16 protein-coding genes are annotated in these 23,583 nt (G+C 72.4%); 2 read left to right on the top strand and 14 right to left on the bottom strand.

Features of this window, described 5'->3' with window-relative positions; genetic code table 11:
• Window positions 1–383 precede the first annotated feature (383 nt).
• The 12 genes from ACIBM5_RS11835 to ACIBM5_RS11780 all read right to left on the bottom strand — a co-directional run bounded on the left by ACIBM5_RS11835 (window position 384) and on the right by ACIBM5_RS11780 (window position 17,468).
• On the bottom strand, window positions 384–1,715 hold the full coding sequence (locus tag ACIBM5_RS11835; RefSeq protein ID WP_396006696.1) for a serine hydrolase domain-containing protein: 1,332 nt from the start codon (window positions 1,713–1,715) through the stop codon (window positions 384–386).
• Between the two features lie 184 nt (window positions 1,716–1,899).
• Window positions 1,900–3,537 (bottom strand): hybrid sensor histidine kinase/response regulator transcription factor, encoded by a 1,638-nt coding sequence (locus ACIBM5_RS11830; RefSeq protein WP_396006694.1) that lies wholly within the window; start codon window positions 3,535–3,537, stop codon window positions 1,900–1,902.
• A gap of 195 nt (window positions 3,538–3,732) precedes the next feature.
• On the bottom strand, window positions 3,733–5,238 hold the full coding sequence (locus tag ACIBM5_RS11825; RefSeq protein WP_396006693.1) for a carboxylesterase/lipase family protein: 1,506 nt from the start codon (window positions 5,236–5,238) through the stop codon (window positions 3,733–3,735).
• Window positions 5,239–5,267: 29 nt separating this feature from the next.
• Complete coding sequence (locus tag ACIBM5_RS11820) at window positions 5,268–6,080, bottom strand: Asp/Glu racemase (protein WP_396006692.1); 813 nt, start codon at window positions 6,078–6,080, stop codon at window positions 5,268–5,270.
• Window positions 6,081–6,130: 50 nt separating this feature from the next.
• A complete protein-coding gene (locus tag ACIBM5_RS11815; RefSeq protein ID WP_396006690.1) occupies window positions 6,131–7,108 on the bottom strand; it encodes a fumarylacetoacetate hydrolase family protein in 978 nt (325 codons plus the stop codon).
• Window positions 7,109–7,151: 43 nt separating this feature from the next.
• On the bottom strand, window positions 7,152–8,261 hold the full coding sequence (locus ACIBM5_RS11810) for a cupin domain-containing protein (RefSeq protein WP_396006689.1): 1,110 nt from the start codon (window positions 8,259–8,261) through the stop codon (window positions 7,152–7,154).
• Window positions 8,258–9,307, bottom strand: coding sequence for a carbon-nitrogen hydrolase family protein (locus ACIBM5_RS11805; protein WP_396006688.1), 1,050 nt, complete (start codon window positions 9,305–9,307; stop codon window positions 8,258–8,260). The genes ACIBM5_RS11810 and ACIBM5_RS11805 overlap by 4 nt, the downstream gene beginning before the upstream one ends.
• Window positions 9,308–9,329: 22 nt before the next feature.
• Window positions 9,330–11,720, bottom strand: a complete 2,391-nt coding sequence (locus tag ACIBM5_RS11800) for an FAD-dependent monooxygenase (RefSeq protein WP_396006687.1) — start codon at window positions 11,718–11,720, stop codon at window positions 9,330–9,332.
• Between the two features lie 129 nt (window positions 11,721–11,849).
• Window positions 11,850–12,371, bottom strand: a complete 522-nt coding sequence (locus tag ACIBM5_RS11795) for an acyl-CoA thioesterase (protein WP_391585125.1) — start codon at window positions 12,369–12,371, stop codon at window positions 11,850–11,852.
• Entirely contained in the window at window positions 12,368–14,056 is a 1,689-nt protein-coding gene (locus ACIBM5_RS11790) for an AMP-binding protein (protein ID WP_396006686.1), read from the bottom strand. The genes ACIBM5_RS11795 and ACIBM5_RS11790 overlap by 4 nt, the downstream gene beginning before the upstream one ends.
• A 1,052-nt stretch (window positions 14,057–15,108) precedes the next feature.
• Complete coding sequence (gene glmS / locus ACIBM5_RS11785) at window positions 15,109–16,932, bottom strand: glutamine--fructose-6-phosphate transaminase (isomerizing) (RefSeq protein ID WP_396006685.1); 1,824 nt, start codon at window positions 16,930–16,932, stop codon at window positions 15,109–15,111.
• Between the two features lie 203 nt (window positions 16,933–17,135).
• Window positions 17,136–17,468, bottom strand: coding sequence for a hypothetical protein (locus tag ACIBM5_RS11780; protein WP_396006683.1), 333 nt, complete (start codon window positions 17,466–17,468; stop codon window positions 17,136–17,138).
• Between the two features lie 195 nt (window positions 17,469–17,663).
• Between ACIBM5_RS11780 and ACIBM5_RS11775 the strand changes: the two genes are divergently transcribed.
• Window positions 17,664–18,224, top strand: coding sequence for a hypothetical protein (locus ACIBM5_RS11775; protein WP_396006682.1), 561 nt, complete (start codon window positions 17,664–17,666; stop codon window positions 18,222–18,224).
• Between the two features lie 8 nt (window positions 18,225–18,232).
• Here the strand turns inward: ACIBM5_RS11775 and ACIBM5_RS11770 are convergent, their stop codons facing one another.
• Window positions 18,233–18,766: a GNAT family N-acetyltransferase gene (locus tag ACIBM5_RS11770; protein ID WP_396006680.1), complete on the bottom strand. Its 534-nt coding sequence runs from the start codon at window positions 18,764–18,766 to the stop codon at window positions 18,233–18,235.
• Window positions 18,763–19,701 carry a GNAT family N-acetyltransferase gene (locus ACIBM5_RS11765; RefSeq protein ID WP_396006679.1) on the bottom strand — a complete coding sequence of 313 codons (939 nt, stop codon included), beginning with the start codon at window positions 19,699–19,701 and terminating at the stop codon, window positions 18,763–18,765. The genes ACIBM5_RS11770 and ACIBM5_RS11765 overlap by 4 nt, the downstream gene beginning before the upstream one ends.
• A 258-nt stretch (window positions 19,702–19,959) precedes the next feature.
• Between ACIBM5_RS11765 and ACIBM5_RS11760 the strand changes: the two genes are divergently transcribed.
• On the top strand, window positions 19,960–23,559 hold the full coding sequence (locus tag ACIBM5_RS11760; protein WP_396006678.1) for an indolepyruvate ferredoxin oxidoreductase family protein: 3,600 nt from the start codon (window positions 19,960–19,962) through the stop codon (window positions 23,557–23,559).
• Window positions 23,560–23,583: the final 24 nt, after the last annotated feature.

Genomic DNA, 23,583 nt, shown 5'->3' with positions numbered 1-23,583 from the left:
TGCGGCGCCGTCCGGCGGGAGGGGCGGCGGGCCGCCCACGCGGGCGGTGTTCCCGCCCACTCGTTCGACCGTAAGCCCGGACCCGCACCCGCACCACCCGGCGGGCCGTCGCCGCGTCGGGTATCGCCGGTCGGATCGCCGCCCGGGTCCCGGTGCGGCGCAGCCGCCTCGCCGGCGGGTCGGTACGGGGAGGAAGGCCGGGATCTCGGTGGCCCCGCCCCTGCTCCCGGGCCACCCGGTGGAGGTGCCGGCCCACCGCCGGGTCATGCGCCCCGGGCCGAACGGCGGGGAGACGCCTTCGCCGTGCGCCGCGCCCCCCGGGCCCGCTTCGTCCGAGCCACCGCGCGGGCGTGACCCGCGCGGTGGCCGGCGAAGTAGGGGGGTCAGGCCGTCTTCGGGGTGGCGCGTACGCCCATGTGGATGAACCGGGAGCCGTCCGCGAGTTCGTAGAAGACCACGTTGTCCCACAGCGGGCTGCCCTCGCGGCGGCCCACGAAGGTGGTCGCGTCGACGGGTACCAGGTCCCAGTGCATGTCCGGCGAGATGTCGGCCAGCGCGCCGGTGACCTCGATGTGCAGGTGCAGCTTGCCGTCGTCGTTGACGCTCACCTTGGCGAGGCAGCCCACCCGCTCGTACGTCCCGACGTACCCGGTGACGTCCACGTCCACCGGGGTCTCGGGCGGGCCGAGCTGCTCCGGCATCTCGATGTCCGCGAGCGCGGCGAACAGCTCGCGGCCCAGCGCGCGTTGGATCGCCCCGGAGTCGCCGCCGTTGACCAGCAGGCAGACCACGGTGCCGGTGTCCGGCACGACCCAGAGCATCGCGGACTGGCCGATGGTGTTGCCCGCGTGCAGGATCACCCGGTGCCCGGACCACTCGTCGAGGATCCAGCCGATCCCCCACTCCGGCGCGAGCGTGTACGGGTTCGGCAGGCGCACCTGCGGCACGGTCATCTCGCCCGGCGCGGCCAGCAGTTCGGTGCCCAGGTGGGCCCGGCCGAACTCGACCACGTCGCTCGCCCGCGCACAGATCAGCCCGGCGGGCCCCATCGACCGCGGCAGGCCCCAGACCGGGGTCGGGTTGCCGTCCTCGACGTGCCCGGTCGCCGCGCCGAAGCGCAGCACGTCCTCCGGCAGCGTCCAGGTGTGCGTCAGGCCCAGGGGCTCGCATATCTGCTCGCGCAGCGCCTGGTCCCAGGTCTTGCCGGTCAGCCGCTCGATGATCCGCCCGGCGATCACGAAGCCGGAGTTGCAGTACGAGAACGACTCCCCGATCGGGTGGATCTGGGTCAGCTCGGCGCAGGCCGCGAGGTACTTCTCCAGACAGTCGTCGCCGCGCCCGGTGTCCGTGAACAGGTCGCCGTCGATGCCGGAGGTGTGCGTCAGCAGGTGCCGCACGGTCACCGTCTTGGTCACCTCGGCGTCGACGACCTTGAACTCGGGGAGCAGATCGACGACCGGCGTGTCCAGCGTGAGCCGGCCCTGCTCGACGAGCAGCATCAGCTGGGTCGCCGTCCAGACCTTGGAGACCGAGCCGATCTGGAACAGCGAGTCGGTGGAGACCGGCGTTCCGGTGTCCTTGTTGAGCACTCCGGCGGCGAAGGAGTGCACCTCCCCCTCGTGCAGAAACGCCAGGCTCGCGCCCGGCACCTCGTATTCGGCGATCAGCTCGACGAGGCGGGCATTCCAGTACGCGGGTTCGACGGTTGCGGTCATGGGACCTCTTTCGCAAGTGGGCCGGGCGGCGTACCGGCACGCTACGCCGACGAGGCCCTCCGGCTCATGGCCGTGACGACGAACCCGAGGGCGACCCTTGGTGCGAACGCACAAGTGCCCGCATCCCGCCACGGGCGCACCACGAGCGCGCCGCCACGAGGTCACCGCCGCGAACCCGTCGGCGTCAGCGCGTCGCGGTGGTGTGACCGACCCGGACCAGGCCGGATTCGTACGCCACCACCACGGCCTGGGCACGGTCCCGAAGCGCCAGCTTGCCCAGCAGCTCGCTCTCGTACCGCGCGACCGTCGGGCCGTCGATCCGCATCGCCTCGGCGATCTCGCCGCCTGCCCTGCCCGCGGCAATCAGGCGCAGCAGCTCGATCTCCACCGGGCTCAGGTGGGTGAGCGCGGCGGGCACGGCCCTCGCCCCCGGCTCCCCCGTCGAGCCACCGACCGGCTCCCCGGCCGACCCACCGCCCGACCGCGCAACGGGCTCGGCCACCTGCCGCACAACGGGCTCGGCGACCGTCCCCGCGCCCGACCCACCGACCGGCCCCACAACCGGCTCGACGACCGGTTCCACAGCCGCCACCGGGATGCTCGCCGCGACCCGGAATCCACCGCCCGCGACGTGCCCCGCCTCGAACGACCCGCCGTGCACCGCCACCCGCTCGCGCATCCCCAGCAGCCCGTGCCCACCGCCGGTCGTCGCGTAGCCCCCGCCGTCACCGCCGCGGCTGCCACCGTCGTCACGGATCTCGATGGCGACCGCATCCGGCAGGTACTCCAGTCGCACCTGCGCCATGGCCCCGCTGCCGGCGTGCTTGCGGGCGTTGGTGAGCGCCTCCTGGGTGATCCGGTACAGCGCGAGGCCGACCGGCAACGGCAACTCGCGGCGCGTGCCGATCACCCGGAGCTCGGTCGGCAGGCCGGCCAGGCAGGATTCGGCGATCAGCCGGTCGAGGTCGTCGACGCCGGGCTGTGGGGCCGAGGGCGCGGTTTCCGGATCCTTGTCGCTGCGCAGGACGCCGAGCAGCTGGCGCATCTCGTCCAGCGCGACCCGACCCGATGCCTCCAGCGTGAGCAGCGCGCCGCGCGCGGCGTCGAGGTCGCGTTCCAGGCTGGCCCGAGCGCCGCCGGACATCAGATGCATCGTGGTGATGTGGTGCGCCACGATGTCGTGCAGTTCGCGGGCGATCCGCCGGCGCTCCTCGGTCAGCGCACGCTCGGCCAGCAGCTCGCGGTTGACCTCGACCTGGCCCTGCCAGTGCCGCACCGCCACGCTCGCGCCCACGACCAACACGGTCGCCACGAGATCGCCGCTGGCGCTGAAGAAGAGCGGCACGTCCGCGTCGGGGTACCCGGACGTCTGTGCGGCCATGGTGAGCACCGCGGCCGCGGCGACCGTCCTGGGCCGGCAGGACAGCCCGACGGTGTACAACGCGACCGCCAAGGTGAAGCCGAAGCGTTGCCCGATGTCGCTGTACAGGTTCAGACCCACCTGGAGGACGAGCACCAGCAGCAGCACCCGGACCGGAGCGCGCCGACGCGCGATCAGGCACAGCGCCGACGCGACCAGGAACGCGATGTTGCCCGCCGTCTCGCCGGGCCCGGGACCGCGGACGGTGACCGCGTAGCCCAGCAGGTCGACGGCCATCGCCACGACCACGACGAGAATGTCCGCCCGGCTGGGGCTCCCGAAGGCCCGGCGCATGCGGGGTGCCGCGGATGCTCCCCATGCTCCGGCGGAATGCGTGGCGGAAAGATCACGGCCGGTGATCGCCTTGCCGAGCGTGGCCATGGACTTGGGCCCGAAGCCCATCCAGGGCCTCCTTCCATGGGGAACGGCGTGCCAGTATTCCACCGTGGCGATCATTGGTCGAAGCGCGCAAATCGCCCCACCCGCCACGATGGCCCACGCGCACGAACCGACCGCCCCCGACACGCCGGCCACCGGCCCGGCGCGAGGGTCGAAGCGCGCGAACCCACCGCCCCCGATGCGCCGACCCCGACCTGCTCAGGCCCTCCCGTCCGCTCCGTCACCGCCATGGAGCCCACGCTTGGCCGCCCCGATCGGGTCCGTCCCGGCCGTGCTCGTCGCCGCGAACCGCATGGTCGCCCGCTCGGGTGTGGTGTACCGCTCCCACGCGGGCAGCCCGGCGTGATTCGGGTCGCCGGTGCGTACGAACGCGATCCAGGCGTCGTGCATCGCCGTGCCCAGCTCGTCCAGGATCTGCGGCTCGACTCCGGCCAGGAACGGCGCGTGTGCCCAGCGATCCGCGTTGCGGAAGGTGAAGGGCAGCTCCAGACAGTGCGCCGCGCCGAGCCGGCCCTCGTACGCGGGGGTCGCGTAGTCGAACTGGTAGACCCGGATCGGCCGCCCCTGCTCGGCGCGCGCCTGTGCGAGGGCCGCCCCCGGCAGTCGGAACAGCTCGTCGGAGACCAGGTCGGTCAGCAGTCCGAGCGGGTCGGCATCCGGGCGCTCGGCCGCGAAGATCCGGTACGCCTCGCCCGCTCGCGCGCCGAACGACTCGGCGAAGCGCGCCCGGACCTGCTCGGCGGTGGCGTTCGCGTACATGTCGTTCGCGCCGAACGCGAAGCCCGCCTCGTCGGCCGTCCAACCGAGCAGGATGTCCAGATCCGGATCGCCCTCCCCGTCGATCAGTGCCGCCAGCGGGTGCCGGGTCATGGTCGAGCCGTCGATCAGCGGCAGGAACGGCACCGGCCACCGCCCCCAGCGGGCCTGCACACCGAACATCGCGATCGTGGCCTCGACCAGCCGCTCCCACGGCAGCGCCCGCAGCTGCGCGATGTCGGCGACGCCGGCTACGTCCAGCAGCGCGTCCGTGGTGCGCAGCGACCGGGCCCGATCGGGCGTGGTCACGCCGAACGGCGGGCTCTGCAGGATCGCGCGCCGGAAGAGACCGCGCCCCTCGGGGTGCACGGCCAGTGCCGCCGTGGAGAAGGCGCCGCCCGACTGGCCGGCGACGGTGATGTGCTCCGGGTCGCCGCCGAAGGCCGCGATGTGTTCGCGGACCCAGCGCAGTGCGGCGAGCTGGTCGGTCAGCCAGAAGTTGCCGCACTCCTCCTCGGCGCCGAGGAGGAGGTGGCCCAGCGCGCCGATCCGGTAGGAGATGCTCACCACGACCAGGTCGCCGTCGCGCGCGAAGGTGTCGCCCGCGTAGATCGGCAACGTGCCGGAGCCGCTGACGAAGCCGCCGCCGTGGATCCAGACCAGGACCGGGCGGCGGGCGTCGTCCGGGCCCGGGGTCCAGACGTTGAGGGTGAGGCAGTCCTCGTCGAACGGCGGCGCACCGTGGCCACCGAGCACCGCGTCGACCCGCCCGATCTGCGGCGCGCTCGGCCCGTACGCGGCCGCGTCCCGCACGCCGTCCCACCCCGGATGCGGCCGGGCCGGATGCCAGCGCAGGTCGCCGACCGGGGCGGCCGCGTACGGGATGCCGCGGAACACCGCGAGGCCGTCCTCGGTGCGACCGCGCAGCGTGCCGGCAGGCAGCTGCACGAGGGGGTCGCGGTCGCCCCGGCCCGGTGTCACGTCGCCGAGTCCGCGCCGACGGAGGAGGCACCCGAGGATGCGGCCGGGGCGTCCGCGAACTTCCCGGACAGCAGGTGGCCGGCGCCGGGCGCGAAGGCGGGCAGGTCCAGCGCGCGCAACATCTGGTGCACGGTGCACACCGCGGCCGAGACGACCGGCTTGCCCAGTCGCTGCTCGGCCTCCTCGATCGCGGCCAGCGACGGCATCTGCACGCACGCGGACAACACCACGGCGTCCGCGTCCGCGTATTCGAGCCGCTCGGCGATGCCCGGCAGGCGCAGCGGGTCGTGCGCGGCCACGTCGAGGTTGTCCGGGATCTCCAGCGCCTCGAAGTCGAGCACCTCGATGCCCTCGTGGCCCAGGTACTCCACGACGGTGCGGGTGAGCGGCAACATGTACGGCGCGACCAGGGCGACCTTGCGCGCGCCGATCGTGTGCAGCCCGTGCACGAGCGCGCCGGCGCTGGTGACCACCGGCGCGGGTGCGTTGTTCTCGACGGTCCGGCTGTGCAGCCGCTCCTCGGACACCCGGTGGTAGCCCAGGCCCATGCTCATGATCGCCACGAGGCACGCGTAGCCGAGCACGTCCACCCGCGCGTCGGAGAGTTCGACGGCGCAGCGGTCGGAGTCGGCGTCCATCGCCTTGAGTTGCTCGGGGGTGACGTGCGTCATCCGCATCCGACTGGAGTGGAACGTGAAGCGCTCCGGCGCGACCGTCTCGCGCGCCCGCAGGATCGCGGGTACCTCGGTTTCCATCGTGACGTTCGAGCTCGGCACGATCTGGCCGATGCGGTAGGGGTGTTGACGCACGGAGGTCCTCCTGCTGAATACCGGAAACGAGGGTGGGGGCGAGCCGCGCGTCAGCGGGCGTCGATCACCGGGTTGGACAGGGTGCCGATCCGCTCCACGGTCGCCTCGACCACGTCGCCGGGGCGCAGGTACTGCGGGGGGACCTGGGCCGCGCCGACCCCGGACGGGGAGCCGGTGGAGATCACGTCGCCCGGCTCCAGGGTCATCCCGGAGGAGATGTCGGCGATCAGGCGCGGGATGTCGAAGAGCATGTGCCGGGTGTTGGACTTCTGCTTGACGTCGCCGTTGACCCGCAGCGACAGGTCCAGCGCCTGCGCGTCCGGGATGTCGTCGGCGGTGACCACCGCGGGGCCGAACGGGGCGTAGGAGTCCTGGCCCTTGGAGAAGAACCACTGCCCGGAGCGGCGCTGGTCGCGGGCGCTGATGTCGTTCATGATGCTGTACCCGAACACGTGGTCCCACGCGTCGGCCTCGCTCACCTTGTAGGCGGTCCGGCCGATCACGACGGCGAGTTCGCACTCCCAGTCGAGCTGCTGGGTGAGGTTGCCGTTGTGCAGGATGGGTGCGCCGGGGCCGGTCACGGCGGTGGCGGGCTTGCCGAACAGCACCGGGCGCTCGGGGAGTTCCTTCGCGGTGTCCAGGGTGCGGTTGGATTCGGCCACGTGCTCGACGTAGTTGAGCCCGATGCCGATGATCTTCCCGGGCCGCAGCGGCGCCAGCAGCCGCACGTCGGCGCTCGCGTGCAGGGCGTCGGCGGGTCGGCCGGCCGGGTCGCCGCTCAGCAGGTCCCGTGCGGTGTCGAACGCCTCGGCGCCCGCGCGGATGAACGAGAGCAGGTCGCCGGGGAGTTCGGTGCCCGAGGCGGCGGCGAGTGCCACGAGGTCGATCACGTGGGCGCCGTCCTCGGCGCCCAGGCGGGCCGACGAACCGTCGACGGTGTAGGTGACCAGGCGCATGGGGGTGTCCTCACTGTCCGTGCGTCCGGGCGGCGCGGTCGCGCCGCCCGGGTCGTCGTGGGTGTCGCACATCGTTGGATCGACGATCGGGCGCCCGGGCGCGCCGATCGGGGGATCACGGGGTCGGCTGGTGTCCGTCGTTGTCGACGTACGCCTCTTCGCGGTGGAAGCCGAGCGAGCGCATCACCGGGAAGTCGTTGAACGAGAACAGCACCGCGTCCTCGGATGCGTCCAGGTTGGCGTGTTCGTGCCAGGCCCAGGCCGGGACCGCGAAGACGTCCCCCTCGTGCCATTCGAAGCGCTGCCCGCCGACGATCGAGACGCCGTGGCCCTTGGCCGCGGTGTAGACGACCGAGCCGGTGTGCCGGTGGGCCCTGGTCGCCTGTCCGGCGCGCAGGAGTTGGATGTGCGCGCTCATCGTCGGCATCACCGAGCCGCCGGTGACGGGGTTGGTGTACTCCATGATCACGCCGTCGTACGGCGAGCCCTCGCTCGCCTTCGCCAGGTCGAGCAGGGCCTGGTAGGTGGGCTCCCACGGCCAGGCCAGCAGCGGCGAATACGGCCGGGTCCACCGTTCCGTGCCGTAGGGCACCAGGTTGCCGCCGTAGGTGAGGACCGAGCTGTTCACCACCTTGCCGGGCACCTGGTACACATCGGGGTGTACTTCGTAGAAGCCCGCGTCCAGCGCGTTGACCAGCGGGATGTCCAGGCCGTCCTGCCAGATCACCGGCGCGTCGTCGGACTCGTTGCCGTGCTCGTGCCAGGTCCCGTTCGGGGTGATCGCGAAATCGCGGGCACCGACCTTGAGCTTCTCGCCGTCCACGATGGTCCAGGCGCCGGTGCCCTCCAGCACGAATCGCAGTGCGGCGGCCTGGTGGCGGTGTGCGGTCATCGACTCGCCCGGCCCCATGATCTGGAGTCCGGTGTAGAGCAGGCCCGCCGCCGCGCTGACGTCCCGGCGCCCGGGGTTGACCAGCATCACCACGCGGCGGCCCGCGTCGTCCGCCTTGACCAGATCGAGCGCCTTGCGCACCAGCGGGCGCAGTTCGGCGTAGCGCCACAGGGTGGGTACCGACTTGGGCTGTGGGTACCACGGCTCGATCTCGTTCGCCACGGTCCACAGCGCCCCGGCCTCACGTTCGGCCAACTCGGCGTAGTAGGCGCTCAGTTCCGGGGTGTCGGTGACGCGGGCCCGGCCGAGCATGTTGTCGTCCTGGGTGGTCATTTCTCCTCCTCGGGGGCAGGTGCGACGGGCGTGGGGGCGTTCTCGTGGCTGAACGTGATCGGCGATCGGGGCCGGTTGTCCACGTTCAGCCGGAAGATGTCGAAGCGGTTGTAGTGGCCGACGATGTCGTGCATCTGCTTGGGCTGGATGCACTTGGCGAGGTCGATGTCGGCGTAGACGATGCCCTCGTCGTCGATCAGCGGTTCGGTGACCGGGCGGCCGTCCGGACCGAAGATGCCGGACAGCGCGCTGCGTTCGCGGCCGAGCTGTTTGCGCACCTCGGCGTCGTCGCCGGCGATGGCGTCGACGATCTCGGGCGAGATGGTCGAGCACGCGACGACGGAGAACACCTTGCCCTCGAAGCTGTGCGCGGCGGTGCGCACCGCGATGGCGTCCGCCATGTCGTAGTCGGCGGGTGCCACCGGCAGTGCGATGTAGCTTGCCGCGTGTACGAGTTCGCCTTGGGCGAGCAGGGTGAAGCGGGCCAGCGTGTTGGTGTTCTCGCCACAGGCGAGCACGCCGAGCGGGCCGATCCCGGTCGGGTGCACGCGCAGCGAGCTGCCGTCGCCGCCGGTCCAGGTCAGCTTCTCCGCCCAGGTGGGCACCAGCTTGCGGTGGACGCCGATCAGTTCGCCGTCCGCGTCGATGGTCAGCATGGTGTTGTAGAGCACGCCCATGCTGTGCGGGCCGCGCTCGTTGACGCCGATCACCACCACGGCGCCGGCCGCCCGGGCGGCGGCGCGCAGCGCTTCCACGTGCGGGCCGGGCACGTCGACCGAGGAGCGGTACAGGCGTTCGAACCAGGGCGAGCCCTGGACCGGATTCATCGTCCAGTTCCAGTACGGATACCCGGGCACGAACACCTCGGGGAAGACGATCAGCTCGGCGCCGTTGGCGGCGGCCTCGCGAATGAGGTCGACCGCCTTGGCCACGGTGGCGGCCGCGTCCAGGTAGACCGGCGCGGCCTGCACGGCCGCGGCCTTGAACCTGGGCGGGTTGTCGCGCTGTTCGCCGGTCAGCACGATCGGCGGGGTGGGATTGTCCATGTCGGGCTCCTCGTGGTCCGGGTCAGCGCCGGCCGGGTGCGGCCACCAACGGGGAATGGTGCTCCGGCCGCCAGCGCCGCGGCACCGCTTCGACGCTCTCGCGCAGCAGGTGCAGCCGCGGCGGCACCCGGTCGCTGCCCGCGCCGGGCGGCTTGCGGCTGCCCGGACGCCATGCGCTCGGCCAGGGCGCGCCGGGCCCGGAGTAGCCCTGTTCGGCGGCGGCGTGCAGCGTCCACATCGGGTCGTACAGGTGGGCACGGCCCACCGCGCACAGGTCGGCGCGGCCCGCCAGCAGGATCGAGTTGACGTCGTCGTAGGTGGAGATCGCACCGACCGCGATGGTCGGCACGCCGGTTGCGTTGCGGATCAGGTCGGCGAACGGGGTCTGGTAGCCGCGGCCGTAGGCGGGCCGCTCCCGCGGCACCACCTCGCCGGAGGACACGTCTATCGCGTCCGCACCGGCCGCCGCCAACGCCCGGGCGATCGCGACCGCGTCGTCCTCGGTGGTGCCGCCCTCGGCCCAGTCGCTCGCCGAGATCCGTACCACCAGCGGCTTGTTCGTCGGCCACACCGCCCGCACCGCGGACAGCACCTCGATCGGGAAGCGCAGCCGCCCGGCGAGCGAGCCGCCGTATTCGTCCTCGCGCAGGTTGGTCAGCGGGGACAGGAAGCCGGACAGCAGATGGCCGTGGCCGTACTGGAGTTCGAGCGCGTCGAAGCCGGCCCGGTCGGCCCGCGCGGCGGCGGCGGCGAACGCCGCGGTGATCGCGTCCAGGTCCGTCCGGTCCGCCTCGCGCGGCCGGAAGTCGCTGTTCTCGTCCCAGGGAACCGCCGACGCGGCCACCGTCGGCCACCCGTTCGGGCCCAGCGGCACACTCCGACCGCCGGCGTCCGGCACGGTGGTCGCCGCGCGGCGCCCGGCGTGGCTGAGCTGGATGCCCAACAGCGGTCCGTCCGGCGCCTGTTCCTTGACCCGGGTAACCACCTCGCGCCACGCCGCCTCGTGCGCGTCCGACCACAGCCCCGGGCAGGCCTCGGTGGCCCGGCCGTTGGGCAGTACGGCCGTCATGCCCGCGAAGACCAGGCTCGCGCCGCCGAGCGCGAGCGCGCCCAGGTGCGCGGACTCGAACGGGCCCGGGAGTCCGTCGCGGGCGGCATATGTGGCCATCGGCGGCACCACCACCCGGTTGCGCAGCCGGACCGAACCCAGCCGGAAGGGCTGGAACATCGGCGCCGCGTCCACCCGGTCCGGCCGGCCGGCGGTGAACGCCGCGTCCACTCGGGCGACGAACTCGGGGTCGCGTTCGAGCAGGTTGGCGTGGGTGACCCGGCGGCTGCGGGTGAGCAGGTTGAAGGCGAACTGCTCGGGTGCCTGGCCCACCGCGCGGTCGATGTTCTCGAACCACTCCAGGCTGGCCTGCGCGGCGCGCTGCGTGGAGCCCACCACCGGCTTGCGTTCGGCCTCGTAGGCGGTGAGCGCGGCCGGGATGCCGGCGTGCTCGTTCAGGCACGCGGCCAGCGCCAGTGCGTCCTCCATCGCCAGCTTGGTGCCCGAACCGATGGAGAAGTGCGCGGTGTGCGCGGCGTCGCCGAGCAGCACCACGTTCTCGTGATGCCAGGTGGCGTTGCGCACCGTGCTGAACCTGATCCAGCGCGAGTTGTTCGGGATCAGCCGGTGGCCGTCCAGGTGTTCGGCCAGCAGCGCCTCGCAGCGCGCGATGCCCGCGTCGTCACTGGCGCCGCGCGGCAGGTCGCGGCCGGCGAACTCGGCGAATCCGCCGCGCCGCCAGGCGTCCTCGGCCAGTTCGACGATGAAGGTGCTGCGCCGGTCGTCGAACGGGTAGGCGTGCACCTGCACCACGCCGAAGTCGTGCTTGTCCACGATGAAGGTGAACGCGTCGAAGACCTTGTCGGTACCCAGCCACATGTAGCGGCAGCCGCGTTCGTCCAGGCTCGGCCGGAACGTGTCGGCGTAGCGCTCGCGCACCGTGGAGCGCACTCCGTCCGAGGCGACCACCAGGTCGTGGGTGCGCGCGAGTTCGGTCACGTCCGGGGCCTCGGTGCGGTAGCGCAGGTCCACGCCCAGCGCGGCGCACCGCTCCTGGAGGATGCGCAGGAGCCGCTCCCGGCCCAGCGCGGCGAATCCGTGCCCGCCGGAGGTGAGGGTGCTGCCGCCGTAGCGGATGTCGATGTCGGTCCAGCGGGCGAACCCCTCGGACATCGCGGCGAAGATCTGCGGGTCGGCCTGGGCGATGCCGTCCAGGGTCTCGTCGGAGAAGACCACGCCGAAGCCGAACACGTCGTCCGGAGAGTTGCGCTCCCACAGGGTGATCTCCGCCGCCGGCGAGAGCTGCTTGGCGAGGGCGGCGAAGTACAACCCACCCGGCCCGCCACCGATGACTGCGATGCGCACAGCGTCCTCCAATGTTCCGGGCCTACCCGAGCGTATGTAATAAATTCCACGGTCGTCAACAGGGCGCGATATCCGGTCCGGGTCGAGGGCTCGTGGTTGCGGCGTTCGAGCCCTCGTGCCGGTGTGCGGTCAGGCGTACGACTCCGGCCGTTGCGGGCCGCCCCGGGACAGCGCGGCCCGGATGTCGTCGGGCCAGGGCAGGGCGCCCTTCGCGTCCGGCGGGCAGTGCACGACGGACAGGCGGCCGGTCGCGGCCACGCCCTGGGTGCCACGCACCTCGAACTCGTAGTGCAGCGAACTGGCGCCCACCCGCACCACCCGCAGCGCGGTGTGCGCGGATTCGCCGAACCACAAGCGCTCGCGGTAGTCCACCTCGTAGTGCACCCGCGGGATCCGGCCGAACAGGTCGGCCACGCCCAGTCGGCGCAGCAGGACCGCCTCGGCCGCCTCCACCCAGCGCTGTACGGCCGAGTGGTGGTAGTGGCCGGCGGCGTCGGTGTCCACCCATTCGACCCGGCGCTCGATCAGCACGGACGGCAGCGTCGCCGCGTCGGCCGAGTCCTCGACCGGGTCGGCCGGGTCGGGTTGGTCGGGTCGGTCGGGTCGGTCGGTCTCGGTCGGGCGGGCGTCCTGCATCTCGTTGCCTTTCACGAGGCTTCCGGGGCAAGGGAGTTCGCGGCCGCGGCCGGGGGTATCGGGCCGGCCGGCGCCGGCGGTGCGCCGGTCTGGGCCCAGGCGCGCAGTTCGCCGCGCCGCAGCTTGCCGTTGCCGGTGCGCGGGAGGGCGGCGACGAACTCGACGGCGCGCGGGTACTTGTACGGCGCGATGGCCTGCTTGACGAAGCTCTGGATGCGGGTGGCGGTCTCCGCGTCGGCGGCCACCCCCTCGCGCAGCACCACATACGCCTTGACGATCAGACCGCGTCTGGGGTCGGGCGCGCCGACCACGCCGCATTCGGCGACGTCCGGGTGTGCGGCCAGGGCGAGTTCCACCTCGGGGCCGGCGATGTTGTAACCGGACGAGACGATCATGTCGTCGCTGCGGGCCTGGTACCAGAGGTAGCCGTCGGCGTCGCGGATGTAGGTGTCGCCGGTGATGTTCCAGCCGTCCCGCACATAGCTGGTCTGCCGCGGGTCGTCGAGGTAGCGGCAACCGGTGGGACCCTTGACCGCGAGCTGCCCGGGCGTGCCGTCCGGCACCTGTCGGCCGTCCGCGTCGAGCACCACGGCCTCGAAGCCGGGTACCGCGCGGCCGGTCGCGCCGGGGCGGATGTCCTGGTCCGCGGCGGAGACGAAGACGTGCAACAACTCGGTCGCGCCGATGCCGTCGATCAGCTCGATCCCGGTCGCCGCGTGCAGGTCGTGCCAGGTCTCCGCGGGCAACGACTCACCCGCCGACACACACCGCCGGACGCCCTTGAGCAGGTCGGCCAGGCCGGCGCCCATGATCGCCCGGTAGGCGGTGGGCGCGGTGAACAGCACGGTGACGCCGTACTCGGCGATGATCCGGGCCAGCCGCTCGGGCGTGGCGTGTTCGAGCAGCAGGCTGGCCGCGCCCACGTGCAGCGGGAAAACCACCAGGCCGCCGAGGCCGAAGGTGAACCCGAGCGGCGGGGTGCCCGCGAACAGGTCGTCCGGAGTGGGCTTGAGGATGTGCCGGGCGAAGGTGTCGGAGTTGGCCAGCACGTCGCGATGGAAGTGCATGGTGGCCTTGGGCCGACCGGTGGTCCCGGAGGTGAACGCGATCAGCGCGACGTCGTCGCACGAGGTGTCCACCGCCTCGAACTCACCGCTCTTGTCCGCACAGCGGCTGGTCAGGTCGGTCGGCTCGGCGCCGCCGTAGGCGAGGGTGGTCAGCCCGGGCACGTGGGCCGACGCCAATTCGTCCAGGAACCGGTGGTCGCACAGCGCGACCGTGGGCGCGCTGATCTCGCACAACGTGGTCAGCTCGTGCGCCCGGAGCAGCGGCATCGTGGTGACCACGACGCCACCCGCCTTGAGCACACCGAACCAGCAGGCGACCAGCCACGGATTGTTCGGCCCTCGCAGCAGCACCCGGTTGCCCGGCACCACCCCGAGGTCCTCGGTCAGCACCCGGGCCACCTGATTGGCCCGAAGCAGCAGGTCACCGTAGGTCCACTGGTCGTCGAGCGTGACCAGACACCGCCGGTCGGGCCCGAGCCGTTCCACGGTGTCGTCCAACAGGACCCGAGCACAGTTGAGCCGGGTCGGGTAACGCAATTCCGGTAGTTCGAAACGCAGTTCGGGCCACAACTCGGCCGGTGGCAGTCGATCACGACTGAACGTGTCGACGTGAGCAGAAGGAAACAGCTCCATGTGCGCGCACCTCATCCTGGTGTCAGCGGGAGTCGCGGAGCCAGTATCTACCAATCCTGACGACAGTCAATGTAACGCGATAGATTCCCGGGCAACAGCCCAGGACGCATGCCCGGGACACTCTCAATCCACGCAAATCACTACACGGTCACCTCGCGGGGCGGGCGACCGAGGCGGGTGCGGTGCGCGGCGCGGCGCGGGTGCGGTACGGGTGTGCGGCACGGGGGCGGGTGAGGGGTGGGCGCAAAGAAGGTGCCTCGGGGCGAGGGGCGAGGGCGGAGCGGCGCGGAGCGCGGGTGCGGGTGCGGCGTGGCCCGGGGGCAGGGCAGGGGTCGGCGCGAAGCAAAGCGGACCGGGGCAGGGCACGGGGTGCACCAGTGCGGAGCGCGGCGTGCGGCCCGGGGGGCGGAGCGGTGCGGCGCGGGTGTGGTGCGGGGGCGGAGCGGTGCGCGGAGCCCCTCGGAGCCGAGCGGGGAGCGGCGCGACGTGGCACGGAGGTGCGGCGTGAGGCGGGGCGGGCCGGCATGGGGCGAGGCGTGCAACGGGGGTGCGAGACGAGAGGTGGCGCCAAGCGGGGTGGGCTGGGGCGCGTGGTGTTGGGCACGGCATGTGGCGTGGCGTGGCGTCGGCACGGCACAGGACGCGGTGCGCGGCACGGCGTAGGACGCGGTGTGCGGCGGCGCGACACGGGACGCGATGCGCGGTACGACGCAGCACGGGAGGCCGTGCGCGGCACGGCGTAGGACGCGGTGTGCGGCGGCGCGACACGGGACGCGATGCGCGGTACGACGCAGCACGGGAGGCCGTGCGCGGCACGGCGTAGGACGCGGTGTGCGGCGGCGCGACACGGGACGCGATGTGCGGCACGGCGCAGCACGGGACGCCGTGCGTGGTGCTGTGTGCCTGGGGCGTGCGTGGGGTGTCTCGAGGGGCAAGTCGCCCGAGGTGTGCCGGCGATTCCGTGCCGGGAGTTGTGCGGCGGGCGTGGGGCGAGCCCGCCTCCGGTTGTTCCGAAGGCGGGCTCGACGCGGCTTCGGGGGCCCGCGTTCGGGCTACTCGACCGTCACCGACTTGGCGAGGTTTCGGGGTCGGTCGATGTCCTCACCCAGGGCGCGGGCCGCGTGGTAGGCGAGGAGTTGGGTGGGGATGGTGAGGAGGATCGGGTCGAGTTCGGGTTCGTTGCGCGGGACGTCGATGCGGTCGGCTTCGAGGTTGCCCAGGTCCACGCCCTTGTGGGTGATCACGGTCAGCCGACCGCCGCGCGCGCGGATCTCGTGTGCCGCCGCCAGGTTGCGGCCGACCAGGTCGTCGTCCGGGATGATCGCCACCGTCGGCAGGTCCGCGTCGATCAGTGCGAGCGGGCCGTGCTTGAGTTCGCTGGTGGGGTAGGCCTCGGCGTGCCGGTAGGTGATCTCCTTGAACTTCTGTGCCGCCTCCCGCGCGACCGGATAGCCCCGCACCCGGCCGATGAAGAACAGGCTGTGCGCGTCCGCGAGCCGCCGGCCCGCGTCGGCCACGGTCTGCTCGTCGGCCAGGATCTCGGCGATCTGACCGGGCAGCGCCTGGAGGCCGGCCAGGATCCGCGCCCCGTCCGCATGCGACAGGTCGTGCACCCGACCGAGCGCCAGCGCCAGCAGCGCGAAGCCCACCGACATGTGGGTCAGCGCCTTGGTCGAGGCCACCGAGACCTCCGGCCCCGCGTGCAGGTAGATGCCGCCGTCGCACTGCCGGGCGATGGACGAGCCGACCACGTTGACCAGGCCGACCACCCGACCGCCCTTGCGCTGGATCTCACGCACCGCGAAGAGCGTGTCGGCGGTCTCGCCGGACTGGCTGACCGCGACGTACAGCGTGTCCGGCTCGATCACCGGATTGCGATAGCGAAACTCCGAGGCCGGTTCGGCGTCGGCCGGCACCCGGGCCAGGTCCTCGATCAGCGCGGCACCCAACTGGCCGACGTAGTAGGCGGATCCGCATCCGAGCACCTTCACCCGACGAAACCTGCGCAGCTCGCGCAGCTCCATCCGGAGCCCGTCCAGCCGAGCCGAACCGAACCGGTCGTCCAGACGTCCGCCCAGCATGCGCTGTACCGAGGACGGCTGTTCGTGGATCTCCTTGTGCATGAAGTGCTCGTGGCCCGCGAGTTCGAGCTCCTCGACGGTGAGGTCGACGGTGGTGGGCGTCTTGGCGACGTCCTGGTGCTCCCGGGTGAAGGTACGAAAACCGGTCGCGGTGACCGTGGCCAGCTCGCCGTCGTCCAGGTGCACGACCGAACTGGTATGCCGTACCAGCGCCGAGACGTCGCTCGCGACGAACATCTCCCGCTCGCCGACCCCGATCACCAGTGGCGAGCCGTTGCGGGCCACCACGATCCGGTCCGGATCGGCCGCGTCCACGACGGCGATCGCGTACGTACCGGTCACCTGTGCGAGCGTGGCCACCACCGCGGCTTCGAGCGTGTCCTCCGTCGAGCGGGCGATCAGGTGCGCCAACACCTCGGTGTCGGTGTCCGAGGCCAACTCGACGCCGTCGGCCGTGAGCCTGGCCCGCAGCGCGGCCGCGTTGTCGATGATGCCGTTGTGCACGACCTGGATCCGGCCGTCCGCCGACGCGTGCGGATGGGCGTTGGCCTCCGAGGGCGCGCCGTGGGTCGCCCAGCGGGTGTGTCCGATGCCGACCCGCCCCGAGGTCTTGGCCGGCACGGCCGCGGCCAGCGCATGCACGCGGCCCACCCGTCGGAACACCTTGGCCGCACCTCGCCCGCCCAGCACCGCGATGCCGGCCGAGTCGTAGCCCCGGTACTCCAGTCGGCTCAGCCCCTCCAGCAGGATGGGGGCGGCCTGCTGCGCGCCGATGTAGCCCACGATTCCGCACATGTTGCTGCGCTCCTTGCTCCTGGCAGGTCGGTATGTTTCCGGTCGATCGTGATGTTTCGGGCGGGTTGGCATGTTCGGGCGGCCCGACGGCTCCCGGACGCCCGGCGGGCATGGCTTAGAACCGGCACGGCCCGGCCACCTCGCCCGGCCTCCCGACCTCCCAACCACGCCGACGGCACCCGGGCCGCGAGGGCCCGATCCGCTCAGCCGTAGATGACGCGGCGCAGTTGGCGCTCGGTCAACTCCGGTGGAGCGACCAGGCGTTCGCCCAGTTCGGCGGCGATCAGGCGGTAGATCTGGGCATTGCGCTTGCCGTAGACCCGGTGATGCCGGTGCCGCCGCCGGACGTACTCCTCGACCGGCTCGCGGTACCAGGCCAGCACGTCCTCGACGATCCGCTCCGCCTCGGCAGGCGCCAGTCCGGTCGTCGCCGCGATCCGCTCCACCAGTTCGCCATCGGCCACACCCCGATCCTGGACCCGCCCGGCACCGACAGCAAGAATCTGCCCGAATTCGGGCAGATCCGAGGCAGTCATGCACTCGAAAGCACCATCAACGGACTCAACCAAATGGTTTGAGCGGACGGAAGACCACCCCCCTCCCTCCCCTCGCCGAGAGCACGACCACGACCACGACCACGACCACCATCACGCTCGCGCGCCGAGCGCCGCCGCCACACGCCGGCCACTTTCGGCCTTGCCCCCCACCCGGCGTGCGGGCAGGTTGACGGGATGAGGCTCCCGTTCGTACGCGAAGGCAGAATCGGTTCGATCCAGGTGACCGTCGAGCGCGTGGAAGACCCGGCTGCGATCGGACAGACCGCCGAGGCCCGCGACTTCCCGTGCCTCACCGCGCACATCGCCTATCCGGCCCGCGGCTACGGCGCGCTGTTCGGCTGGGTGCAACTGGTCCGCTCCACCGACGGTGCTTCCGCCGGCGCGGAGTTCGAGATGGATCCCTTCCCGCTGTTCGCCGAAGCCGGGTCCCCGTACTGCTACTTCGGCGTCGCGCCCACCCTCTTCGACTCGCCGGCCCGCTACACCCGCGCCCCGATGACCTGGCTCGCCCACACGTTCCTGGCCTGGACCCCGATGGCCGAGACCATCGAACCGCACGTCGTCCCGCTCGCCGGCTTCTCCTGGGGCTTCTCCATCGACCACACCCGGACCATCGCCCTACGCCAGGCCCGACCCCTCGCGCCCGCCGACTGGACCGCCCACCTCCCCCTCCTCACCGAACAACACCCCACCTGGACCTTCGCCCCGGCGCCGGAGCGCACACCCGGCGGGTAACGCGCGGGCTACCGTCGGCTCCCGATCGCACACGGGGAGCCGTCGAGGGTGAGATGAGCCAGGATGCCCCGGCCGCCGGCGAAGGACACACCCGGGATGGCGAAGTCGCGGGATTCCTCGTGGAAGCCCAGGGATTCGTGCAGGCGGAGCGAGGCGGTGTTGCGGGCGTTGGTGAAGTACCAGGCCGAATCCGCGCGTTCGGCGATCCAGGCGAGGCGGGCTCGGGTCAGCCGCAGGCCCGCGCCGGTGCGGCGGGCGTCGGGGGCGACCACGATTCCGGCCAGGTAGTAGCCGGTGGGGGCCGTCGGCGACGGGTCCAGGTGTACCGCGCGGGCGTAGCCGACCACCGGGTCGGCCCGGTCCGAGGGCTCGGTGGCGACCAGGAAACAGCCGTCCGGGCGGTCGAACCACGCACGGACGCGCGCTCGCGGGGCGGGTTCGGCGGCCACGGAACCACCCTCGTGCAGCGCGAGCAGCGCCGCGCACGCGTCGAGATCGGCGGCCCGCACGTTCCGGATGACGAAGGTTCGCGGCAATGTCATCCGACCCGCGCCCGGGACACCACGTACCCCGCCTCCCGGTCGAAGCCCAGGACCGTGGCGCCCCCGTCGAGCAGCCCGCCCAGTGCCTCGCGCAGGGCCTCTCGCCAGGATCGGGCCGCGTCGGGGTCGGTCCGGCGCAGGGCCTCGATGTCCGCCGGGACGGCGACGAGCACGACCTCGGCGTCCGTGTCGGCGAGCACCGGCCGGCCGTCGCGCACGGCCAGCGCCGATTCGGCGTCCGCAGGCGGCACGATCGGCATGCACTCGCCCCGCACGGCCGCCGCCACCCTCGGGTCGTTCAGCTCCCAGACCGCCAGAACCCGGTCGCTCGCGTCGCCGCTGTTGACGGTGTCCACCATCTCGCCGTAGAAGTTCGGCAGGTACTCCACGGGTCGCGCGCCCAGCTTGGCCAGGTTGAAGTGCGCGTTGCGGCGCACGAGCGGGTCGTACGTCCAGGTGATCCGGCGCAGCCCGCGGGCGAGGGCCCACTCCCGCTGATGCGTCTTGAGGGCGAAGCCCACGCCGCTTCCGGCCAGCGCGCCGGTGACGTGCGAGTGCAGCGTCTCGCCGATCGGCGCGCCGAAGAACGCGACCGCCGCGCCGACCAGCCGGCCGTCCCGATAGGCCCCGGCGACGTAGTTCCCGGCGTGTGCGAAGGCCCGCAGCAGTTCGACGCTCACCGGCGGGCCCTGGCCCGGCACGGCCGGCCAGATCCCGCCGTACAGATGCTCGACATCGCGGAACTCGCCGAGCGCACGCAGTTCCCGTACCTCCGCGTCCTGCGCGGGTGCCCGGGTCCGCGCCTGCGCGACCGTCTGCTCCCGCACCGTCGGATCGTCCATCCCGTCCGCACCGCCCTTCGCTCGGCCCGCACCCACGATGCCTGCGATGCGCGCCGGACGCACCGGATCCTCGGCCACTCCGAGGTCACCCACACCGGGTCTTCGGCCACCCCGCGCGCACTCGTTCCGGGTCCTCGGCTACCCCGAGAGCACCCGGGTCGAACGAGACGCACCGAAACCCAACTCGTCGGTAACCTGCTTCGCGCGCAAACTAAGTCACTCCCATCAGCCGCAGGGGCAAGATCTTTGCGTCTTTCACCCGAGATCCCGCAAGGTACTTGCGTCCGGACGGCGCCGTTGGTGTGCTTACCGCACCCCACCCCACCCCACCCGGTTTCGACGGAGGCTTTCGTGCGCACAGATCAGGCTTCGCCTTCGCTTCCGGCCCCCGAATCGCCGTCCCCCGCGGCGCCCGCCGCGGCCTCGGTGTCCCTGGACGACAAGTACACCGCCGAGCAGGGCCGGGTGCTGATCTCGGGTGTGCAGGCGCTGATCCGGCTGACCCTGGAGCAGCGCCGGCTGGACACCGCGCGCGGCCTGGACACGCGGGTCTTCGTCAGCGGGTACCAGGGTTCGCCGCTGGGTGGTGTGGACCTGGAGATGGGCCGCGCCAAGCGTTTCCTGGACCCGGCCGGCGTGGTGTTCCAGGCGGGCCTGAACGAGGAGCTGGCCGCGACCGCCGTCGCCGGAACCCAGCTGGTGGACCAGACCCCGGGCGCCCGGCACGCCGGGGTGACCGGCTTCTGGTACGGCAAGAACCCGGGCCTGGACCGGGCCGCGGACGCCATCCGGCACGCGACGATGGCCGGCACCGCCCCGCTCGGCGGCGCGGTCGCGTGGATCGGCGACGACCCGGGCAGCAAGTCCTCGACGGTGCCCAGCTCGTGCGAGCCGATGATGGAAAGCCTGTCGATGCCGCTGCTCGCGCCGGGAACGGTCGGCGAGATCGTCGAGTTCGGCCTGCACGCGGTCGCCATGTCCCGCGCCTGCGGCCTGTGGACCGGCCTGAAGATCGTCGCCGACATCGCCGACGCGTCGGCCACGGTGGACGTGTCCGAGTGGGGCAGGGACATCCCGGTCCCGGCGGCGACCAAGCGCGGCACGCTGCCCACGATGGTCGGTCCGGCCGCGCTCGACGCCGAGCACGACCTGATCACCCGTCGACTCGACCTGGCCCGCGCATATGCCATTGAGCACCGCCTGAACCGGATCGTGCGCGACGCCCCGAACGCCCGTCTGGGCATCCTCGCCGCGGGCGTGTCGTTCTCGGTGGTCCGCCGCGCACTCGCCGACCTCGGCCTGGACGCGGACGACGCGCTCGGCGTGCGGCTGATCCGCATCGGCATGCCGTTCCCGCTGGACGACGCCGAACTGGCCGAGCTCACCGCCGGTCTGGACGAGGTCCTGGTGGTCGAGGACAAGGTGCCGTTCCTGGAGGCCCGCCTCAAGGAGGCGCTGTACCGCCGTCCCGACGCGCCGCGCATCGTCGGTCGCCGGGACGACACCGGCCGCCCGCTGCTCACCGCGCGCGGCACGCTCGGCGCGGACGACGTGGCCCGCGCCGTCGCCGCCCGGATCGGCGCGGACAACCTGCCGGCGTCCGCGACCGCGTACCTGGCCACGCTCGCGCCCAAGCGCCCGTCGCGAATCGCGCTGCCGATGCTGGCCTCGCGGACCCCGTACTTCTGTTCCGGCTGTCCGCACAACGCGTCCACCCGCACCGCGGACGACACCCTGGTCGGCGTCGGCATCGGCTGCCACGTGATGATCGCGCTGGACGGCAAGGGCCGAGGGCACCAGCTCGGGCTGACCCAGATGGGCGGCGAGGGCGCGCAGTGGATCGGCCTGATGCCGTTCACCGACGACAAGCACTTCGTGCAGAACCTCGGCGACGGCACCTTCCACCACTCGGGCTCGCTGGCGATCCGGGCCGCCGTCGCGGCCGGCGCCAAGATGACCTACAAGCTGCTGTACAACGACGCGGTCGCGATGACGGGTGGTCAGAAGGCCGAAGGCCGCCTGGACGTACCGGCGTTGACCCGCTTGCTCGCGGTCGAGGGGGTGCGCCGGGTGGTGGTCACCACCGACGACCCGCGCAGCTACCGCGGAGTTCGGCTCGATCCGATCGCCAGTGTCCGGCACCGCGACGAACTCTCGACGGCCGAGGTCGAGTTGGCCGCGCTCGACGGGGTCACCGTGTTGATCCACGACGACCGCTGCGCGGCCGAGGAGCGCCGACTGCGCAAGCGTGGGCAGTTGCCGACGCCGGCCGAGAAGGTGGTGATCAACGAGCGGGTGTGCGAGGGCTGCGGAGACTGCGGCGACAAGTCCACGTGCCTGTCGGTGCAGCCCGTGGACACCGAGTTCGGCCGCAAGACGCACATCCACCAGGGCTCGTGCAACTCGGACTTCAGCTGCCTCAAGGGTGACTGCCCGTCCTTCCTGCTGGTCGAGCCGGGTACCCGCAAGGCCCGGCAGATACCGGACCTGCCACTCGAACCGGCCCTGCCGCAGCCCCGGTTCGCCGACACCGACCTGCTGGTGCGGATGCCCGGCATCGGCGGCACCGGTGTGGTGACGGTGTCCTCGATCCTGCAGATGGCCGCGCACCTGGACGGGCTGCACGCGGCCGGCCTGGAGCAGACCGGTCTGGCCCAGAAGGGCGGCCCGGTGGTGTCCGACCTGCGCATCTCGAACCGACCGATCGACGGCGCGCTGCGCGCCTCGCGGGCCGGCGCGGACGTGCTGATCGGCTTCGACCTGCTCGGCACCGCGGCGGCGAGCAACCTGGCCACCGCCGACCCGGAGCGCACCATCGCCGTGGTCAACACCGCGATCGTGCCGACCGCCGCGATGGTGACCAACCAGATCGCACTGCCCGGTTCGCCGACCGAGACGCTGGAGCGGATCGACGCGGCCACCCGGCAGGCCGACAACCTGTACCTGGACGCCCTGGGCCTGTCCGAGGCGCTGTTCGCCGACCACATGCCGGCCAACATGATCCTGATCGGCGCCGCGTTCCAGCACGGCTGCCTGCCGCTGAGCGCGGACGCGATCGAGCAGGCGATCAACCTCAACGGCGCGGCCGTGGCCAAGAACCTGGCGGCGTTCCGCTGGGGTCGGGCGATGGCCGTGGACCCGGCCGCGGTGCTCGCCGCCGCCGTCGCCGCGCCGCCGCGCGCGGTGGTCGAGGTCGACGCGGCCTCGGTCGCGCTGGCCGACGGCTCGGGCGGCGACGCGGAGCTGCGTGAGGTGCTGGGCACGCGGATCGCCGACCTGACGGGCTACCAGGACGCGACCTACGCCCGCCGGTACGCCGACGACGTGCGCACGATCCGGACCCTGGCCGTCGAGCGGGCGGGCGCGGCCGCGGGTGAGCGGGTCGCGGTGGCCTACGCGAAGGCGCTGCACCACCTGATGGCGTACAAGGACGAGTACGAGGTGGCCCGCCTGCACCTGGACCCGGTGGAACAGGCCCGGCGGGACGCCGAGTTCGGTCCGGACGCGGCGGTCTCGGTGCTGCTGCACCCGCCGGTGCTGCGCTACCTGGGGATGAACCGCAAGATCCGGCTGCGCCGCACGGCAGGTCCGGCCTTCCGGGCGCTGCGCGCGGCGCGCGGGCTGCGCGGGACCCGCTGGGACCTGTTCGGCTACGCCGAGGTGCGTCGGGTGGAGCGCGAACTGGTGCCGCAGTACCGGGATCTGGTCCGCACGGCGCTGCGCGAGCTGTCCTCGGCCAACGTCGACGCGGTGGTCGAGCTGGTGGCGCTCCCGGAGACGATCCGCGGCTACGAGGAGATCAAGCTCGCCCGGGTCGCCGAATACCGCACGGCGGTACGGACCGCGCTGGCCGCGCTGACCGCACCCGCGGCCGTCGCGGGCACCTCGGACGACTCGGACGCTTCGGGCACCTCGGGCACCTCGGGCACCGAGCTCGTCACGGCGGGTTGACCCGCCCGTTCGCCGAGGCCGGCC

It is taken from the genome of Embleya sp. NPDC050493 (assembly GCF_044458105.1).
GTDB lineage: Bacteria > Actinomycetota > Actinomycetes > Streptomycetales > Streptomycetaceae > Embleya.
The sequence above is the reverse complement of the archived record's forward strand: the minus strand, read 5'-3'. Positions and strand labels throughout refer to the sequence as shown.

Excerpts from the sequence above, each read along its gene's own strand:
- ACIBM5_RS11815 (WP_396006690.1), bottom strand. The coding sequence starts at position 7,108 with ATGTGCGACACCCACGACGACCCGGGCGGCGCGACCGCGCCGCCCGGA.
- ACIBM5_RS11790 (WP_396006686.1), bottom strand. The coding sequence starts at position 14,056 with ATGGAGCTGTTTCCTTCTGCTCACGTCGACACGTTCAGTCGTGATCGA.
- ACIBM5_RS11775 (WP_396006682.1), top strand. The coding sequence starts at position 17,664 with ATGAGGCTCCCGTTCGTACGCGAAGGCAGAATCGGTTCGATCCAGGTG.
- ACIBM5_RS11835 (WP_396006696.1), bottom strand. The coding sequence starts at position 1,715 with ATGACCGCAACCGTCGAACCCGCGTACTGGAATGCCCGCCTCGTCGAG.
- ACIBM5_RS11780 (WP_396006683.1), bottom strand. The coding sequence starts at position 17,468 with ATGACTGCCTCGGATCTGCCCGAATTCGGGCAGATTCTTGCTGTCGGT.
- ACIBM5_RS11770 (WP_396006680.1), bottom strand. The coding sequence starts at position 18,766 with ATGACATTGCCGCGAACCTTCGTCATCCGGAACGTGCGGGCCGCCGAT.
- glmS (WP_396006685.1), bottom strand. The coding sequence starts at position 16,932 with ATGTGCGGAATCGTGGGCTACATCGGCGCGCAGCAGGCCGCCCCCATC.
- ACIBM5_RS11810 (WP_396006689.1), bottom strand. The coding sequence starts at position 8,261 with ATGACCACCCAGGACGACAACATGCTCGGCCGGGCCCGCGTCACCGAC.
- ACIBM5_RS11805 (WP_396006688.1), bottom strand. The coding sequence starts at position 9,307 with ATGGACAATCCCACCCCGCCGATCGTGCTGACCGGCGAACAGCGCGAC.
- ACIBM5_RS11830 (WP_396006694.1), bottom strand. The coding sequence starts at position 3,537 with ATGGGCTTCGGGCCCAAGTCCATGGCCACGCTCGGCAAGGCGATCACC.